The 18,125-nt window shown below is 72.3% G+C and carries 12 protein-coding genes; 7 read left to right on the top strand and 5 right to left on the bottom strand.

All coding sequences use genetic code 11. The annotated features are described in order from the left end of the window. Positions 1 to 187: 187 nt before the first annotated feature. From IAG42_RS32530 to paaK, 3 genes are all read left to right on the top strand, one after another. The gene (locus IAG42_RS32530) at positions 188 to 1,810 is read left to right on the top strand and encodes an acyl-CoA synthetase (protein ID WP_188340532.1); all 1,623 of its coding nucleotides are present in this window, start codon (positions 188 to 190) and stop codon (positions 1,808 to 1,810) included. A 50-nt stretch (positions 1,811 to 1,860) separates the two neighbouring features. After that, positions 1,861 to 2,664: a GNAT family N-acetyltransferase gene (locus IAG42_RS32525; protein ID WP_188340531.1), complete on the top strand. Its 804-nt coding sequence runs from the start codon at positions 1,861 to 1,863 to the stop codon at positions 2,662 to 2,664. Positions 2,665 to 2,741: 77 nt separating this feature from the next. Then, a complete protein-coding gene (gene paaK / locus IAG42_RS32520) occupies positions 2,742 to 4,049 on the top strand; it encodes a phenylacetate--CoA ligase PaaK (RefSeq protein WP_188340530.1) in 1,308 nt (435 codons plus the stop codon). A gap of 362 nt (positions 4,050 to 4,411) precedes the next feature. On the opposite strand, the gene IAG42_RS32515 is transcribed toward paaK, so the two are convergent. Continuing rightward, the gene (locus IAG42_RS32515; protein ID WP_188340529.1) at positions 4,412 to 5,926 is read right to left on the bottom strand and encodes an acyl-CoA synthetase; all 1,515 of its coding nucleotides are present in this window, start codon (positions 5,924 to 5,926) and stop codon (positions 4,412 to 4,414) included. Positions 5,927 to 6,043: 117 nt separating this feature from the next. Here IAG42_RS32515 and IAG42_RS32510 point away from each other — a divergent pair, with 117 nt between their 5' ends. Continuing rightward, a complete protein-coding gene (locus IAG42_RS32510; protein ID WP_188340528.1) occupies positions 6,044 to 8,458 on the top strand; it encodes a penicillin acylase family protein in 2,415 nt (804 codons plus the stop codon). Positions 8,459 to 8,531: 73 nt separating this feature from the next. Here IAG42_RS32510 and IAG42_RS32505 read toward each other — a convergent pair whose 3' ends face one another. Both IAG42_RS32505 and IAG42_RS32500 read right to left on the bottom strand, forming a co-directional pair. Continuing rightward, a complete protein-coding gene (locus IAG42_RS32505) occupies positions 8,532 to 10,097 on the bottom strand; it encodes an acyl-CoA synthetase (protein WP_188340527.1) in 1,566 nt (521 codons plus the stop codon). A gap of 272 nt (positions 10,098 to 10,369) precedes the next feature. Next, positions 10,370 to 11,470 (bottom strand): NAD(P)H-dependent flavin oxidoreductase, encoded by a 1,101-nt coding sequence (locus IAG42_RS32500; RefSeq protein WP_188340526.1) that lies wholly within the window; start codon positions 11,468 to 11,470, stop codon positions 10,370 to 10,372. Positions 11,471 to 11,648: 178 nt separating this feature from the next. On the opposite strand from IAG42_RS32500, the gene IAG42_RS32495 reads away from it, so the two are divergent. Both IAG42_RS32495 and IAG42_RS32490 read left to right on the top strand, forming a co-directional pair. Further along, positions 11,649 to 13,442 (top strand): serine hydrolase, encoded by a 1,794-nt coding sequence (locus IAG42_RS32495; RefSeq protein WP_188340525.1) that lies wholly within the window; start codon positions 11,649 to 11,651, stop codon positions 13,440 to 13,442. A 101-nt stretch (positions 13,443 to 13,543) separates the two neighbouring features. After that, on the top strand, positions 13,544 to 14,791 hold the full coding sequence (locus IAG42_RS32490) for an FAD-dependent oxidoreductase (RefSeq protein WP_188340524.1): 1,248 nt from the start codon (positions 13,544 to 13,546) through the stop codon (positions 14,789 to 14,791). An 8-nt stretch (positions 14,792 to 14,799) separates the two neighbouring features. Here IAG42_RS32490 and IAG42_RS32485 read toward each other — a convergent pair whose 3' ends face one another. Further along, positions 14,800 to 15,417 carry a TetR/AcrR family transcriptional regulator gene (locus IAG42_RS32485; protein ID WP_188340523.1) on the bottom strand — a complete coding sequence of 206 codons (618 nt, stop codon included), beginning with the start codon at positions 15,415 to 15,417 and terminating at the stop codon, positions 14,800 to 14,802. 112 nt (positions 15,418 to 15,529) lie between these two features. Further along, a complete protein-coding gene (locus IAG42_RS32480) occupies positions 15,530 to 16,582 on the bottom strand; it encodes a LacI family DNA-binding transcriptional regulator (RefSeq protein ID WP_188340522.1) in 1,053 nt (350 codons plus the stop codon). 264 nt (positions 16,583 to 16,846) lie between these two features. Here IAG42_RS32480 and IAG42_RS32475 point away from each other — a divergent pair, with 264 nt between their 5' ends. Further along, a complete protein-coding gene (locus tag IAG42_RS32475) occupies positions 16,847 to 18,118 on the top strand; it encodes an ABC transporter substrate-binding protein (RefSeq protein WP_188340521.1) in 1,272 nt (423 codons plus the stop codon). The last annotated feature ends 7 nt before the right edge of the window (positions 18,119 to 18,125 follow it).

Below are 18,125 nucleotides of genomic sequence, written 5' to 3'. Positions count from 1 at the left end.
GCCCTCCAGTCGGCCGGAGCCCCGAAGTCCCGTAGCCCTCGGAACGAGAACAGGTTGCAGGAGGGGGCGGACGGGCACAAGAGTTTTCTGACAGGTAGTCAGATTTCTTGCCGCGGCCTCTTCCGCCTTCCTGCCGACTCTGCTGTGATGACCGGCACACGAGACGGTGCCACGGTCAGGAGGAGCGGTGGAGTACAACCTTGCCGACCTGTTCGAGTCGGTCGTCGACGTGGTCCCTGACCGCGAGGCGCTCGTCTATGTCGATCACCCGGGCACCGGGGCGGAGCGCCGGCTGACGTACGCGGAGCTGGACGCGGCGGCCAACCGCCTCGCACACCACCTCGTCGACAGCGGCGTCCGGCCCGGCGAGCACCTGGGGCTCCACCTCTACAACGGGGTCGAGTACCTCCAGACCGTGCTCGCCTGCCTGAAGGCGCGCGTCGTGCCGGTGAACGTCAACTACCGGTACGTGGAGGAGGAGCTGGTCTATCTCTACCGCGACGCCGATCTGGCGGCGCTGGTCTTCGACGCCGAGTTCACCGAGCGGGTGGCGGCGGCGCTGCCGCGGACTGAGAAGCTGCGGCACCTGGTCCGGGTGGGGACCCCGGATCCGGCCGCGCCGCCGCTCAAGGCCGTGGACTTCACGGAGGCGGAGGCGGCCGGTTCGCCGGAGCGCGGGTTCGGGCCACGCTCGGCGGACGACCAGTTCATCATCTACACGGGCGGCACCACGGGCATGCCGAAGGGCGTGATGTGGCGCCAGGAGGACCTGTTCTTCTCGGGGCTCGGGGGCGGCGCGCCGACCGGGGAGCCGGTGGCGCGGCCGGAGGAGCTCGCCGAGCGGGTCGCGGCGGGCGGTGACGGCATCACGTTCTTCCCGACGCCGCCCCTCATGCACGGCACGTCGACGCTCACCGCGTTCATCGGTTTCAACTTCGGCCAGCGCATCGTGATCCACCGCAAGTTCGCGCCGGAGGAAGTGCTGCGCACGGTCGAGAAGGAGAAGGTCACCAGCATGTCGCTGGTGGGCGACGCGATGCTGCGTCCGCTGATCGACGCGCTCAGCGGCCCGCTGAAGGGCACCGACTGCTCGTCGATGTTCAGCGTCTCGTCGTCCGGCGCGATCATGTCGGACTCGGTGCGCGCGGCGTTCCAGGCGCTGGTGCCGAACGTGATGCTTCTGAACAACTTCGGCTCGTCCGAGTCCGGGTTCAACGGCACGGCGACCGACGGCTCGGGCGCGGGCCAGGGTTTCCGGCTGCGGGTCAACGCCCGTACCCAGGTGGTGGATCCGGCGACGCACCGACCGGTCGAGGTCGGCGAGGTGGGCCGGCTCGCGCAGCGCGGCCATGTGCCGCTCGGCTACTACAACGACCCGAAGAAGACCGCCGAGACGTTCTTCGAGTACGACGGGGCGCGCTGGGTGCTGCTCGGCGACATGGCGACCGTGGACGAGGAGGGCATCGTCACGGTCCTGGGCCGGGGCTCGCAGTGCATCAACACCGGGGGCGAGAAGGTCTATCCGGAAGAGGTCGAGCAGGCCCTCAAGTCGCACCCGGACATCTACGACGCGCTGGTCGCCGGCGTCCCGGACCCGAAGTGGGGCAACCACGTCGCGGCCGTGGTGCAGCTGCGCGACGGCGCCCCGGAGCTGACCCTGGACTCGCTCCAGACGCACTGCCGCACCCATCTGGCCGGGTACAAGATCCCCCGCCAGCTCGTCGTGACGGACCGCATCCAGCGCTCCCCCAGCGGCAAGGCGGACTACCGCTGGGCGCGCACGGTGGCGGCGGAGTCGGCGGCCGGCTAGCGCGGGTTAATCCGGTTGCCCCGGCATCACGGCGGTGCTGGGGTGACCGCATGGATTCCGAAGCGGTACTGAAGCTGTACGACCGGCAGATGCGGCGCGAGGCGCGGCCCGACGAGGCGGGCGCCGTGATCGAGCGGACCGGCGGCGTCGTGCGCCAGCTGGGCCCCGAGGGCGGCTGGAGCGCGGTCCTCTGGTCGGACCTCGACGAGGAGAGCGCCGACGCGGCGATCGCGGAGCAGGTCCGCTTCTTCGGCGCGGCCGGGCGTGACGTCGAGTGGAAGACGTACGGGCACGACCGGCCCGCCGATCTGCCCGCACGCCTGACGGCGGCCGGGTTCACGGCCGAGGAGCGCGAGGCGCTGCTCGTCGCCGAGACGGCGGCGCTGCCGCTCGACGTGCCGCCGCCGGACGGGATCCGCCTGCTGCCGGTGACCGAGGAGGCGGACGTCGCGCTCGTCGAGAAGGTCCACGACCAGGCCTTCGAGGGCGGCCGCTCGGTCATCGGACAGCTGCTGCGCAGCCAGCTGGCCCAGGATCCGGGCACGGTCGCCGCGGTGGTCGCGCTGGCCGGGGACGAGCCGGTGAGCGCCGCCCGGCTCGAGCTGCACCCGGGCACGGACTTCGTGAGCCTGTGGGGCGGCGGCACGGTGCCGGCCTGGCGCGGGCGCGGGATCTACCGCTCTTTGGTGGCGTTCCGGACCCGCATCGCCGCCGAGCGCGGCTTCCGGTACGTGCATGTCGACGCCTCGCCGTACAGCCGGCCGATCCTGGAGCGCCTCGGCTTCGCCGTGCTGGGCACGACCACCCCGTACGTCCTGGAGGCGAAGGACAACCCGCGGGCCCGTATCTCTTGACGTGGGCGGTCCCGGCTTGAATTACTGACGTCAGCAGATCAACCGAATGATCGGTCGGGACTTCGGGAGTGCGGACGATGACGTCGAGGGCTTCGAACACGCAGGGCTGGGACGCGGGCGAGCTGATGGGCCTGCCCGAGCTGCGGGCGCTGCAGCTGGAGCGGCTGCGGGAGACCCTGGCCCGTGTCTACGAGCGGGTGCCGTTCTACCGCGACGCCTTCGACAAGGCCGGGGTCCGCCCGCAGGACTGCGCCTCCCTCGCGGACCTGGCCCGCTTCCCGTTCACCACCAAGACGGACCTGCGGGACAACTATCCGTTCGGGATGTTCGCCGTGGACCGCTCGGACGTGCGCCGGCTGCACGCCTCCAGCGGCACGACGGGCCTGCCGACCGTCGTGGGATACACGCAGGACGACCTCGACACGTGGGCGGACCTGGTGGCGCGGGCGATCCGCGCGGCCGGGGGCCGCCCCGGGGACACGGTGCACGTGGCGTACGGGTACGGCCTGTTCACGGGCGGTCTCGGCGCGCACTACGGAGCCGAGCGGCTCGGCTGCACCGTCATCCCGGCGTCGGGCGGGATGACCTCGCGGCAGGTACGGCTCATCCAGGACCTCAAGCCCGAGATCATCATGGTCACGCCGTCGTACATGCTGACGCTGCTCGACGAGTTCGAGCGGCAGGGCGTGGACCCGCGCGCCTCCTCGCTGCGCGTCGGGATCTTCGGCGCGGAGCCGTGGACGGAGGAGATGCGGCGCGAGATCGAGGAGCGGGCCGGGATCGACGCCGTCGACATCTACGGTCTGTCCGAGGTCATGGGCCCGGGCGTCTCGCAGGAGTGCGTGGAGACCAAGGACGGGCTGCACATCTGGGAGGACCACTTCCTCCCCGAGATCGTCGACCCGATCACGGGCGAGGTGCTGCCCGACGGGGAGCAGGGCGAGCTGGTCTTCACGTCGCTCACCAAGCAGGCGATGCCGGTGATCCGCTACCGGACCCGGGACCTGACCCGGCTCCTTCCCGGCACGGCGCGGCCCGCGTTCCGCCGCATGGAGAAGATCACGGGCCGCAGCGACGACATGGTGATCCTGCGCGGGGTGAACCTGTTCCCGACCCAGGTCGAGGAGATCGTGCTGCGCACCCCGGCCGTCGCCCCGCACTTCCAGCTGAAGCTGACCCGCGAGGGCCGCATGGACGCCCTGACGATCCGCGCGGAGGCCCGCCCGGACGCGACCCCGGACGAGCGGGAGGCAGCGGCGCGGGCCATCGCGGCGGGCATGAAGGACGGCGTCGGCGTGACGGTCTGCGTGGAGATCGTCGACCCCGAGACCCTGGAGCGCTCGGTCGGCAAGATCAAGCGCATCATGGACCTGCGCGGCGCGTGAGGCCACCGGGCCGAGAGCCGGGCCGGGCGACCACGGCCCGGCTGCCCCGCCGAAGCGGCGAGACAGCGACCCGACCCGGGCTGACGCGACACCACGCCGCACCAAGCCGCACCCGCCGACAGCCACACCGCCGAACCCTCGGAGCCACCGGCCGCCGCACTCACCCGCGCACCCCTCGGCCCCAGCGGGACGGCGAGACACCGGCGCCGCACAGGACCCGGCTGACGGGCCACCTCACGGCACGCGCGGGCACACTCCTGCGACACCGGCCCTTGGGCTCCCCGCCGCCGTGCGCTCCCGCCTGCCGGTGCGCACGGTGCCGGGCGGTACCCGTGCCGGGGGCCGCCGCGTGAGCGGCCGGATCAGTCCTGCGCGAAGCGGTCCCGCAGTTCGCGCTTGAGGATCTTGCCGCTCGCGTTGCGCGGGAGTTCGTCGACGAAGACGACGCGCTTCGGCGCCTTGAAGTGGGCGAGCTTCTCGCGGGCATGGGCGAGGAGTTCGGCCTCAGTGACTTCTCCGCCGCGCACCACGACGGCGGTCACGGCCTCGATCCAGCGCTCGTCCGGCAGACCGACGACGGCCGTCTCCGCGACGGCTGGGTGGGTGTAGAGCGCGTCCTCGACCTGTCGGGAGGCGACCAGGACGCCGCCGGAGTTGATGACGTCCTTGACCCGGTCGACGACGGTGAAGTAGCCCTCGGCGTCCCGCACGGCGAGGTCGCCGGAGCGGAACCAGCCGTCACGGAAGGCCTGTTCGGTCTCCTCGGGCTTGTCCCAGTAGCCGTCGCACAGCTGCGGCGAGCGGTAGACGACCTCGCCGGGCGTGCCGTCGGGCACGTCCTTGCCGTCCTCGTCGACGATCTTCGCCTCGACGAACAGCACCGGGCGGCCGCACGAGTCCATCCGGCCCTCGTGCTCGTCGGGGCCGAGGACGGTGGCGAGCGGCCCGATCTCGCTCTGCCCGAAGCAGTTGTAGAAGGCGAGCGAGGGCAGCCGTTCGCGCAGCCGCTCCAGGACGGGCACGGGCATGATCGAGGCGCCGTAGTACGCCTTGCGCAGGGCGCCGAGGTCGCGGGTGGCGAAGCCGGGGTCCTGGGACAGGGCGATCCACACGGTCGGGGGCGCGAAGAGACTGTCGGCCTCCCCCGCCTCGACGAGGTCGAGGACCGGCCCGGGGGCGGGCGCGTCGAGCAGCGTGTTCGTCGCGCCGACCGCGAGGTAGGGCAGCAGGAACACGTGCATCTGGGCCGAGTGGTAGAGCGGCAGCGCGTGCACCGGCCGGTCCGTCGCCCTGAGGTCGAGGGCGTGGATCGCGCTGACGTACTCGTGCACCAGCGCCCGGTGCGTCATGCGGGCGCCCTTGGGCAGGGCGGTCGTGCCGGAGGTGTAGAGGAGCTGGACGAGGTCGTCGGCGTGCGGCGCCGGACCGTCGTGGGGCGCCGCAGCGGGCAGCCGGGCGAGCAGCGAGTCGTCGGCGTCGCGCAGGGCCAGGGTGTCGGTGCCGTCGGGCAGGTGGCGGGCGAGGTCGGGGTCGGTCAGGACGAGGGTGCTGCCGGACTGCCGGACGAGGTAGGCGAGGTCGTCGCCGGTCAGGTTCTGGTTGACCGGCACGTGCACGAGGCCGGCCCGCGCGCAGGCGAGGAAGCCGATCAGGTAGGCGTCCGAGTTGTGCCCGTAGGCACCGACCCGGTCGCCGGCGGACAGGCCCAGGCCGCGCAGCACCCCGGCCGCGCGCGAGACCGCGTCGTCCAGTTCCTCGTACGTCCAGGAGCGCGGTCCGTAGCGCAGGGCGACCCGTGCCGGGGTGCGGCGGGCGCTGCGCCGCAGCACGCCGTCGACCGTGCTGCCCGTTGCCTCTGCTGCCGGTGAGCTCGTCATGGCGTGATCCTCAGCGGTGCGCAGCGCCGGGTCAAGAGGTGTGTGCAAGGGCCTCCGCAGCCGACATACCCGTTGGTACGCTCAACCGCCCCTGTTTCCCCTCCAGTTGGGAGCACGATGCGCACCCGCCCGAGAGGACGGTCCCTTGCGGCCGTCGGGATCACCCTGCTGACCGTGCTCGGCAGCACGGCCGCGGCGCCCTCCGCGCAGGCCGGCCGCGCGGATCACCCGCACGGCGGCGGACTGTCCGCCACCATCCGGTACACCGAGTACGGGATTCCGCACATCGTCGCGAAGGACTACGCGAACCTCGGGTTCGGCACCGGGTGGGCCCAGGCCGCCGACCAGGTGTGCACGCTCGCCGACGGGTTCGTGACGGTGCGCGGCGAGCGTGCGCGCCGGTTCGGGGCGGACGCGGCACCGGACGGCTCGCTGTCGTCGGCGACCACGAACCTGGCGAGCGACCTGTACTTCCGCGGGGTCCGCGACACCCGCACCGTGGAGAAGCTGCTGGCCACCCCGGCCCCGGCGGGCCCGAGCCAGGACGTCAAGGACGCGATGCGCGGCTGGGCCGCCGGGTACAACGCCTGGCTGCGCGACCACCCGGTCACGGACCCGGCGTGCAAGGGCGCCGACTGGGTCGAGCCGGTGACGACGCTGGACGTGGCCGCGCGCGGGTTCGCGATATCCGTGCTGGGCGGGCAGGGCCGCGGCGTCGACGGCATCACGGCCGCGCAGCCGCCGGCGGCAGGGGCCGCGGCCCCGCAGTCCCCGGACAAGGAGGAACTCGCCGACGCGGCCCGCGAGTTGTTCGCCCAGGACGACGCGGACATGGGCTCGAACGCGGTGGCGTTCAGCGGGGACACGACGGCGAACGGGCGCGGCCTGCTGCTCGGCAACCCGCACTACCCGTGGCAGGGCGGCCGCCGCTTCTGGCAGTCGCAGCAGACGATCCCGGGCGAGCTGAACGTGATGGGCGGCTCGCTGCTCGGCACGACGGGCATCTCCATCGGCCACAACGCGCACCTCGCCTGGAGCCACACCGTCGCCACGGGCGTCACCCTCAACCTCCACCAGCTCACCCTCGACCCGGCCGACCCGACCGCGTACATGGTCGACGGCAAGCGGGAACGGATGACGCGCCGGACGGTCACGGTGCCCGTCAAGGGCGGCCCGGACGTCACCCGCACCCAGTGGTGGACGCGCTACGGCCCGGTGGTCACCTCGATGGGCGCGGGTCTGCCGCTGCCCTGGACGGCGACGACGGCGTACGCGCTGAACGACCCGAACGCGCTGAACCTGCGGGCCTCGGACACCGCGCTCGGCTTCAGCAAGGCCCGCTCCACGGACGACGTGCTGCGCGCGCTGCGCCGCACCCAGGGCATCCCGTGGGTCAACACGATCGCGGCGGACTCCGCGGGGCACTCCCTGTTCACGCAGTCGCAGGTGCTGCCGCGCATCACCGACGACCTGGCGGCGCGCTGCTCGACGCCGCTCGGCAAGGTCACGTATCCGGCTTCCGGGGTCGCGGTGCTCGACGGGTCGCGCGGGGACTGCGCGCTCGGCAAGGACGCGGACGCGGTGCAGCCCGGCATCTTCGGTCCGTCCCGCATGCCGGTCCTGAAGGACGCGCCGTACGCCGAGAACTCCAACGACAGCGCCTGGCTGGCCAACGCGGACCGGCCGCTGACCGGGTACGAGCGGGTCTTCGGCACGGTCGGCACGCCGCGCTCGATGCGGACCAGGGGCGCGGTCGAGGACGTCGCGGCGATGGCCGGGCGCGGGAAGCTGACGGTGGCGGACCTCCAGCGCCAGCAGTTCGCGGACCGGGTGCCGGCGGGTGATCTGGCGGCGGCGGACACGGCGGCGGCCTGCGCGGCGCTGCCGGGCGGCACGGCGACGGGCAGTGACGGCAAGGCGGTCGACGCCTCGGAGGCGTGCCGGGTGCTGGCCAGGTGGGACCGCACGATGCGGACGGACAGCCGCGGGGCGCTGCTCTTCGACCGGTTCTGGCGCAAGCTGACGGCGAAGGTGCCGGCCGCGCAGCTGTGGAAGGTGCCCTTCGACGCGGCCGACCCGGTCCGCACGCCGAACACGCTGAACACACAGGCGCCCGGGTTCGCGACGGCGCTCGCGGACGCGGTCGCCGAACTGCGCGGCGCGGGCCTCCCGTTGGACGGGGAGCTCGGCGGCAACCAGTTCGTGGTGCGCGGCGGGGAGCGGATCCCGGTGCACGGCGGCACGGAGTCGCTGGGCGTGTGGAACAAGGTCGAGCCCGTGTGGGACCCGGCCGGCGGCGGCTACACGGAGGTCGTGCACGGCTCGAGCTACATCCAGGCCGTGGGCTGGGACGGCGGCCGCTGCCCGGTGGCCCGTACGCTCCTGACGTACGGCCAGTCGTCGAACGCGGCGTCGGCGCACTCCCGTGACCAGACCCGGCTGTTCTCGGGCGGGAAGTGGGTCACGGAGCGCTTCTGCGAGAAGGACATCCTGCGTTCACCCGCGCTGCGGGTGGTACGGGTGCGCGGCTGAACCGTTCCGACGGCTCGGTGACGGGTGAGGGGGAGGCCGGCCGGCCTCCCCCTCACCCGTGGAACCGGACGGTTCAGACGGCCCGGGTGCGGCCCTCCCAGTACGGGTCGCGCAGCCGGCGCTTGTACAGCTTGCCGTTCGGGTCGCGGGGCATCGTCTCGATGAAGTCGACGGTCTTGGGCCGCTTGTAGCCCGCGAGCCGCCGCTCGCAGTGGGCGAGGATCTCCGTGGCCAGGGGCTCCCCCGCCGTGTAGCCGTCGGCGACCTCGACGACGGCCTTGACCTCCTCGCCCCAGTCGTCGTGCGGGATACCGAAGGCGGCGGCGTCGGCGACGGCGGGGTGGGCGAGGAGCTCGGACTCGATCTCGGCGGGGTAGATGTTCACGCCGCCCGAGATGATCATGTCGATCTTGCGGTCGCGCAGGAAGAGGTAGCCGTCCTCGTCCAGGACGCCCAGGTCGCCGACGGTGAAGAAGTCGCCGATGCGGTTCTTGCGGGTCTTGCCCTCGTCCTTGTGGTACGCGAATCCGCCGGTGCTCATCTTCATGTAGACGGTGCCGAGTTCGCCCGGGGGCAGCCGGTTGCCGTCGTCGTCGAAGACGGCCAGTTCGCTGATGGGCCAGGCCTTGCCGACCGTGCCGGGCTTCTTGAGCCAGTCCTCGGCGGTGGCGAACGCGCCGCCGCCCTCGCTCGCCGCGTAGTACTCCTCGACACAGCCGCCCCACCAGTCGATCATGGCGCGCTTGACGTGGTCGGGGCAGGGCGCGGCGCCGTGGATCGCGTGCCGCATGGACGACACGTCGTAGCGGTCCTTCACGTCCTGCGGCAGTGCGAGCAGGCGGTGGAACTGGGTCGGCACCATGTGCGTGTGCGTGCACCGGTGGGTGTCGATGAGGCGGAGCATCTCCTCGGGCGTCCACTTGTCCATGAGGACGAGGGTGTGCCCGATGTGCAGCGACGCGCCCGCGAACTGGAGCACGGCCGTGTGGTAGAGCGGCGAGCAGACCAGGTGGACGTTGTCGTCGAAGGGCTTGACGCCGAAGATGCCGAGGAAGCCGCCGAGGTACGACTCCTCGGGGAGCTTGCCGGACAGCGGGCGGCGGATGCCGCGGGGGCGGCCCGTGGTGCCCGAGGTGTAGTTCATGACCCAGCCGAGGGTGCGGTCGGCGGGCGGCTGCTCGCTCTGTCCGTCGAGGAGTTCGGCGTACGGGCGGAACGTGTCGACGGCGCCGCCCACGGCGTAGCGGTGCGTGGGCGGGAGCTTCGCCTCGTCTGCGGCGGCGCGGGCCTGTTCGGCGAAGCGTTCGTGGGCGATGAGGACCTTGGCGCCGGAGTCGGCGACGATCCAGGCGATCTCGGGGCCGACGAGGTGGTGGTTGACCGGGACGAGGTAGAAGCCGGCCTGGGCCGCCGCGAGGTAGGCGGTGAAGAACTCGACGCCGTTGGGGAGGACTACGGCGAAGGCGTCGCCGCGCTCCATTCCGGCGGCGCGGAGGCCGTGGACGAGGCGGTTGGTGGCGGCGTGGAGGTCGCCGGCGGTCCATTCGGTGCCATCCGGGGCGATCAGCGCGGGGCGGGCGGGATCCTGTGCGGCCTGGGCCCAGAAGCCGTTGGGTTGTTTCGCGGTCGGGTCGGACATGGGGTTGATCCCTTCTGAATCGGGGGCACGGCTTCTCGGTGAGGTGGTGGTGGCGGTCTCGTCGCCGAGTGCGGGTGAGTGGGGGCTGGTCGCGCCCCGCGGCGGAGCCGCTCACAGACACAGCCCCGAGCCCCTGGAGATGCGCACTTCGTGCGCATCTCCATCGGGCGCTCACCTGTCGGGGAAATGCGACCCGAAGGGTCTGCGTTTCAGGGGCGCGGGGAACTGCGCGACCAGCCCCCACCGGGCCGCACTCGGCGACGAGACCGGAGTCACCTCCCCGCGATCCGGTTCAGCCGGTTGACGGCAGCCTCGAAACCCCGGGTCAGATCGTCGAAAACAGCCTGAACGCTGCGCTCCTCGTTCATACGGCCCACGATCTGCCCGACCGGCGTCCCGAGCAGCGGCTCGACCTCGTACTTCTGGATCCGGGAGACCGCCTCGGCGACGAGCAGCCCCTGCAGCGGCATGGGGAGCGTCCCGGGCCCGGCCGGGTCGTCCCACGCGTCGGTCCACTCCGTGCGCAGCTGCCGCGCCGGCTTCCCCGTGAGCGCCCGCGACCGCACCGTGTCCCCCGATCCGGCGGCGAGCAGTTTGCGGGTGAGCGCGGCGGAGTGGAGGTCGGCCTCGGTCGTCGTGAGCCAGACCGAGCCGAGCCACACGCCCTGCGCGCCGAGGGTGAGCGCCGCCGCGACCTGCTGTCCGCTGCCGATGCCGCCGGCGGCGAGCACGGGCAGCGGGGCGACCGCCTCGACGGCCTCGGGCGTGAGGACCATGGAGGCGATCTCGCCGGTGTGGCCGCCGGCCTCGTAGCCCTGGGCGACGACGATGTCGATGCCCGCCTCGGCGTGCTTGCGGGCGTGCCGGGCGCTGCCGGCGAGCGCGGCGACGAGGACGTCGTGCTCGTGGGCGCGGGCGATGACGTCGGCCGGGGGTGAACCGAGCGCGTTGGCGAGGAGTTTGATCGGGTAGTCGAAGGCCACGTCGAGCTGGCTGCGGGCCACCTGTTCCATCCAGCCGGTGATGCGCCAGCCGGACGCCTCGCCCTCGGCGAGTTCGGGGACGCCGTGCCGGGCGAGCGTCTCGCGGACGAACTCCCGGTGCGTCTCGGGGATCATGGCCTCGACGTCGGCCTCGGTGACGCCCTCGACCTTCTTCGCGGGCATGACGACGTCGAGTCCGTAGGGGCGTCCGTCGGCGTGCGCGTCGAGCCAGTCCAGGTCGCGTTTGAGTTCGTCGGGCGCCGTGTAGCGGACCGCGCCGAGCACGCCGAAACCTCCGGCGCGGCTGATGGCGGCGGCCACCGCCGGGAACGGGGTGAACCCGAAGACAGCGTGTTCGATGCCCAGTCGTTTGCTCAGCTCCGTCTGCATGGGCGCAGGATGCCGCAGCGAACCGGCGGACGGAAGAGCTTTTCTGATGCACCGTCAGATTTTCCTGTCACGGAACGGTCCCCGACGGCACGGCCGGGACGGTTGACACACCCTCCCGCTGACATGAAAGTTTCATCCGTCGAGCGAGATCCCGAAAGATACTTTCAGGAGGCTGTGCATGAGATCGACGGAAGCGGGCGGCACACGGTCCGGTCTCACCCGGCGCCGGCTGGGCGCCGCGACCCTGGCACTGGGCGGCGCGCTGGCCCTCACCCCGTTCCCCGCGGGCCCCGCCGCGGCGGCCCCGGCCGGCCCCGCGCGCCCCACCCTGCGCCGCGGCTCACCGGAGCGCGCGGGCCTGCTCGCCGGGCATCTGCGCCAACTGGTCGCCGACGCCGAGAAGTTCCTAGGCCCCTCCCCCAAGCACCCGTGGTACGCGGGCGCGGTGCTGCTCGCCGGCCGGGGCGGGACGGTGGCGCTGCACCAGCCGATCGGCAAGGCGGTGCGGTACGCGCACTACGACGACAAGACGGACACGGGCGTCGAGTTCCCGCCCGAGCAGCAGATCGACATGGCCGAGGACACGGTCTTCGACCTGGCCTCCGTCTCGAAGCTGTTCACGTCGATCCTCGCGGTGCAGGAGATCGAGCGCGGCCGTCTGGAGCTGGAGGCGACGGTCGCCTCCTACCTGCCGGACTTCGCGGGCGGCGGCAAGCAGGACGTGACCGTACGTCAGCTGCTCACGCACACCTCCGGGTTCCGCTCCTGGATCCCGCTCTACAAGGAGCCGACGCGCGAGGGCCAGATCGGGCTGATCTGGAAGGAGGCGTTGCAGAACCCGCCGGGCTCCACGTACCTGTACTCGGACCTGAACCTGATCTCGCTCCAGCTCGTCCTGGAGCAGCTGACCGGCATCCCGCTGGACGCGCTGCTGCGCGAGCGGATCACGGGCCCGCTGGGCATGACCCGCACCCGCTACAACCCGCCCGCCGACTGGAAGCCGAAGATCGCGGCGACGGAGGACGCGCGGGCCCCCTGGTCCGGGCTGGACCGGGGGCTGGTGTGGGGCGAGGTGCACGACGAGAACGCGTACGGGCTCGGCGGCGTCGCCGGGCACGCGGGCGTCTTCTCCACCGCCTGGGACCTCGCGATCCTCGGGCGGACCCTGCTCAACGGCGGGATCTACGGCAAGGCGCGGATCCTTTCGGAGGACTCGGTCGAGCTGCTGTTCACCGACTTCAACACCGCGTTCCCCGGCGACGACCACGGACTGGGCTTCGAGCTCTACCAGCACTGGTACATGGGCGCGATGGCGACTCCGCGCACGGCGGGACACACCGGGTTCACCGGCACCTCGCTGGTGCTCGACCCGACGACCGACTCCTTCCTCATCGTGCTCGGCAACTCGGTCCACCCGGTGCGCTCGTGGCGGTCCGGCTCCGCACCCCGGGTCGCCGCGGCCAACAACATGGCGCGCGCCGTCGCCGTACGTCCCGCGCACGGGCGCACCGCCTGGTTCTCCGGCATGGCGAGTGCCACCTCCGCGACGCTGACGCTGCCGGACCTGCGGCTGACCGCGCCGGACGCCGCACTCACCTGCGCCCTGTGGTGGGACACCGAGCCGGCCTCCGACTTCCTGTTCCTGGAGGTGTCGACGGACGGCGGCGCGAGCTGGAAGCCGCTCCCCTTCACCACGCGCCGCGACCGCGACGACCCGCAGGACCACGGGTCCGGGTCCGTCGACGGCTGGTCGGGCCGCGCCTGGCACCGGCTGACGGCTCCGCTCGGCGAGGCCCGGTCCGCCTCCACCCGGGTCCGCTGGCGGTACGCGACCGACCAGTTGTACGTGGGGCGTGGCGCCTACGTGGACGGGATCAAGGTCACCGACGGCCGGACCGTCGCCTTCGACGAGGCCCGCCCCGCCGACTCCTCCCGCATCGAAGCGACCGGCTGGACGGCCTCCCGGGACTGAGCGGAACCACCTTCCCTAACCGCTCGGTCAGACATCTGACCGAGCGGTTAGACTCGCTCGCGTCGGCCTGGGGGACGGGACGCACGAGGGAGGACGGACGCGTGGAACGGACGACGTGCTGTGTGGTGGGCGGCGGGCCCGCCGGGATGATGCTGGGGCTGCTCCTCGCGCGGGCCGGGATCGAGGTGACGGTCCTGGAGAAGCACGGCGACTTCCTGCGCGACTTCCGCGGCGACACCGTGCACCCCTCGACGCTCCGTCTCCTGGACGAGCTCGGCCTCGGCCCGCGCTTCGCGGCGCTGCCGCAGCGCCGGCTGACGCAGATGCGCATGCACATCGACGGCGTCGAGGTGGTCGCCGGAGACCTGCGGCGCATCCCCGGCCGGCACAAGTACATCGCGATGGTGCCGCAGTGGGACTTCCTCGACCTGCTGGCCTCGGCCGCCCGCGCCGAGCCGTCGTTCACCCTGCGGATGCGGGCCGAGGTGACGGGGCTGCGCACCGCGCCCGACGGCCGGGTGTGCGGGGTGCGGTACGCGGACGAGGGCGGCGGCGCGCACGAGCTGGCCGCGGATCTCGTCGTCGCCTGCGACGGGCGGGACTCCCGGGTGCGGGCGGCTGCGGGGCTCGAGCCCGAGTACCGGGACGTGCCGATGGACGTGTGGCAGGTGAAGGTGCCCGCGCCGCGCGACGCCGTGAAGGACGGGCGGGTGTTCCTCAGCATCGGGGCGGGGCAGGTCGCCGCGACGATGGACCGCGGCGACTACTACCAGACGTCCTATCTGATCCGGCGCGGCGCCGACGCGGAGCTGCGCGCGGCGGGCCTGGACCGCTTCCGCGACCGGCTCGGCGACCTGCTCGGCTGGGACCGTACGGTGACGGCCGCGATCCGCTCCTGGGACGACGTGAAGCTCCTGGAGGTGACGATGGGCCGCCTCACCACCTGGCACCGCGAGGGCCTGCTGTGCATCGGCGACGCGGCGCACATGATGTCGCCGACCGGCGGCGTCGGGGTCAACCTGGCGGTGCAGGACGCGGTGGCGGCGGCCCGCCTCCTGGCGGCCCCGCTGCGCGAGCACCGGCTGACCCGCGCGGATCTGGCCCGGGTGCAGAAGCGGCGCCGGCTCCCGATGGCGGTGACCCAGAAGTCGCAGGAGGGCGAGCACGAGATGCTGCTGCGCCCGGCCCTGGAGGGCACGCTGCGCGGGGACCGCCTCCCGCTCCCTCTGCGCCTGGTCCGCCGGGTCCCCGCCCTGCGCACCCTGACCGGCTATCTGGGCGGCGTGGGCATCCGCCCGGAACACGCCCCGCCCTTCGCCCGCCGGGCCCCGGAACGCGCACCGTCCTGACGCACGCCTCAGTCCGCCGCGATCGCCCTGAGGACGAAGGCCTCCGTCTCCCGCGCCGCCGCGGTCAGGTCGAAGTCCGGGTCGGCGAGCCAGTGCGCGACCACGCCGTCGATCGCTCCGCCGATCACCAGGGCCACGGCCTTCACGTCGAACTCCCGGAACCGGCCCGCCTGTTGACCCGCTTCGAGCAGCTCGGCCAGACCCTGCCTGCGGCCACCGACGTCGTGCTGCCCGGGGGCGCGGAAGCGGGTGCCGGCGTGGTCGTCGAGCAGCGTCTCGGTGATGACGCGGACGTGCCGGCGGTGGTCGCGCTGGTAGCCGATCATCGCGTGGACGTACGCGACGACGGCCGCCCGGGGGTCGTCGCCCCGCTCGGCGACGCGCTCGGCGACGTACGCGGTGAACGCGTCGAGGACGTGCGCGAACGCCGCCTGGGTCAGGTTGTCCTTCGACGTGAAGTGGTAGAGGACGGCCGCCTTGGAGAGGCCCGCCCGTTCGGCGATGGCGGAGAGCGAGGCGGCCGCGAGCCCCTTCTCGGAGATCAGGTCGATGGTGCACTCGACGAGCTGCCGGCGCCGGGCCTGCTCCGTGAAGGTGGGCGCACCGTCCGTGCGGCGGGGAGTCATGGGGCACCACCCGTGTCGAATCCGGTAGGTCGAGAAGGGAGAGAAGCCCGGCCGGGGCGAGGAGGCCGAGCGGTCCGACAGCCGACCGTACACCAGTGCGCCGGTGCTCCCCTCAGCGCACGCCCGGGGCCGGCGCCGTCGACTCTCGGACCACGAGGCGAGGCCTGATCAGCAGCGACCTGCCCGCGCCGCTGGACGTCTCGATCCGGGCGCGCAACTGCTGGAAGGTCTCGGCGGCCATCTCGGGCAGCGGCTGGCGGACGGTGGTGAGCGGCGGCTCGAACAGCTCGGCGAGCAGGATGTCGTCGAAGCCGACCACCGACACCTCGCGCCCCGCGCTCACGCCCGCGTCCCGGGCTCCCCGGCACACGCCGATCGCGCACATGTCGTTGATGGCGACGAAGCCGGTGGGCGGTTCGGGTGCGGCGAGCAGTTCACGGGCGGCGGAGCGGCCGAGCTCGGCGGACTCCTTGTCGCCGAACTCGCTGGTGGCGGCGCCGGGCCAGACGACTGCGGACGCGGGGTCCACGCCGCCCTCCTCCAGCGCGGACCTGAAGCCGCGCAGCCGCTCGCGCCGGTTGACGCTGCTGACCGAGCCGGAGACGAACGCCAGCCTGCGATGGCCGAGTTCGAGGAGGTGGCGGGTGGCGAGTTCGGCGCCCATCGCGTTGTCGACGCTGATGCTGGCGAGGGAGGCGGGGTCCCCGGACTGGGCGGCCCGGTCGAAGGCCACCATCTTCAGGCCGCGCTTGAGCAACGGCGCGACGTGGTCGAGGGTCGGCAGCGAGGAGCACAGGACGACGCCGCTGACCCCGTCGGCGAGGAGCTCCTCGCCGTACTTCAGCTCCCTGGCCGGGTCGCGCTCGCTGTTGCACAGCAGCACGTGGTATCCCTCGGCGAGTGCGACGGCCTCCAACTCCCGGGCCAGCGCGCCCCAGAAGGGATTGGCGACGGACGGGACGATCAGGCCGATGACCCGGATGCGGCCCGTGCGCAGCATCCGCGCGGCCCGGTTGGGGCGGTAGCCGAGCGTCTCGATGACCTGCTCCACCCGGGCGAGGGTCGCCGCCTGCATGCGGTCGGTCCGCCCGTTGAGCACATTGGACACCGTGCTCGCGGACACGCCTGCCGCCTGCGCGACCTGATGGATCGTTACCCCGTTCAACGCGGTGCCACCTCCGGCTCGTCACGTCACTGTAAACATCAGTGTACCGATTTACCGAACAAGGATCACCGCCCCGTCCGAAAAGATTCTTGTGCACGGCCGGTTGACGCCTTGTGAGCGGCGTTCTTAGCATCACTGCATCGATTTACCGAAGGTCGACCCCCTCACCGCGCCATCTCATGGCCGTTCCTCTGCCTTCGCCTCACTGCATCGATACACAAGGTTCTCGACCATCTCGCTCCCTCGCCTCTTAAGGGGTGTCCCATGGAACTCACGAGACGATCGCTGCTCGCCGCGCTCGGCGCGGGCACGGCGGCGGCGCTCACCGGCTGCGCCGCAGGATCCGGCACGGGCGGCAAGGCCGACGGACCGGCCCAGGGGGAGATATCCCTGCTCACCCCCATCTACGAGGGCACGGACGGCAAGCAGCTCCTGGAGGGCGAGATCATCCCCGCCTTCCGCAAGAAGCACCCGGACGTCACGGTGAACGTCGACTACACGACCTACACCCAGCTCAACGAGAAGATCACCACCGCGCTCGCCGGCGGCCTGCTGCCCGACGTGCTGATGATGGGCGTCGGCTGGATCCCGCCGTTCGCCGCCAAGAAGGTGCTCGCGGAACTGCCCGAGGACCTCGCGTCGAAGTACGGCTACGAGGAGCGGGTGCTGGAGCCCTCCCGGTACGGCGGCAAGCTGTACGCCCTGCCGACCGTGATGGCGACCCGCCTGGTCGCCTACCGCAAGGACCACTTCGCGGCCGCCGGCATCAAGAAGCCCCCGGCGACCCTGGCCGAACTGCGCGCCATGGCGAAGGAGCTGACCAAGGGCGACCGGATGGGCATGGACCCGTTCTCGATCGATCTGCGCCAGTGCTGGGAGACCTTCCTGTTCGCCAACGGCGGCTCGATGTTCAGCGCCGACGGCAGGAAGCCCACGTTCACCGGCGCGCGCGGCGTCGAGGCCCTCCAGTTCTTCAAGGACCTCCAGGCGGACGGCTCGGCCGACTACACGAAGAAGACCGAGGCCGACGCCGGAGCCGCGACCAACCTCCAGCTCGGCAAGGCCTCGATGATGATGACCGGCAGCGGCCTGTGGAAGCAGCTCCAGGAGCAGAGCCCCGAGCTCATCGAGAAGGACCTGATCGGCGCGTTCGTGCTGCGCGGCCGCCGGCCCGCGATGCTCACCGGCGGCACCCTCGTGTGCCAGTCGGCGCGCACGCGGCACGCGGCCGCCGCACAGGCCCTCGTCGCCCACCTCGCCGCCCCGGACAACGTGCTTGCCGCCGCCGAGCAGCGCGCGACGGTGCCCGGCATCAAGGACCTGCGCTCGTCCCCGTACGTGAAGAGCAACAAGCTCGTCGACTTCTCCGTGCGGAACCTGGGCAGCGCCTGCGCGGAGGGCGGGACGCCCGCCTGGATGGAGATCCGCGAGAAGATCAAGCCGACCCTCGAACCGGCGATCGTGAGCGGGAAGTCGGCGGCCGCGGCCGTCGCGGAACTCGGTGAGCTGGCCCAGTCGGCCATCTCCCGGCTGTGAGGGCGCC

Source organism: Streptomyces xanthii, from assembly GCF_014621695.1.
GTDB lineage: Bacteria > Actinomycetota > Actinomycetes > Streptomycetales > Streptomycetaceae > Streptomyces > Streptomyces xanthii.
The sequence above is the reverse complement of the archived record's forward strand: the minus strand, read 5'-3'. Positions and strand labels throughout refer to the sequence as shown.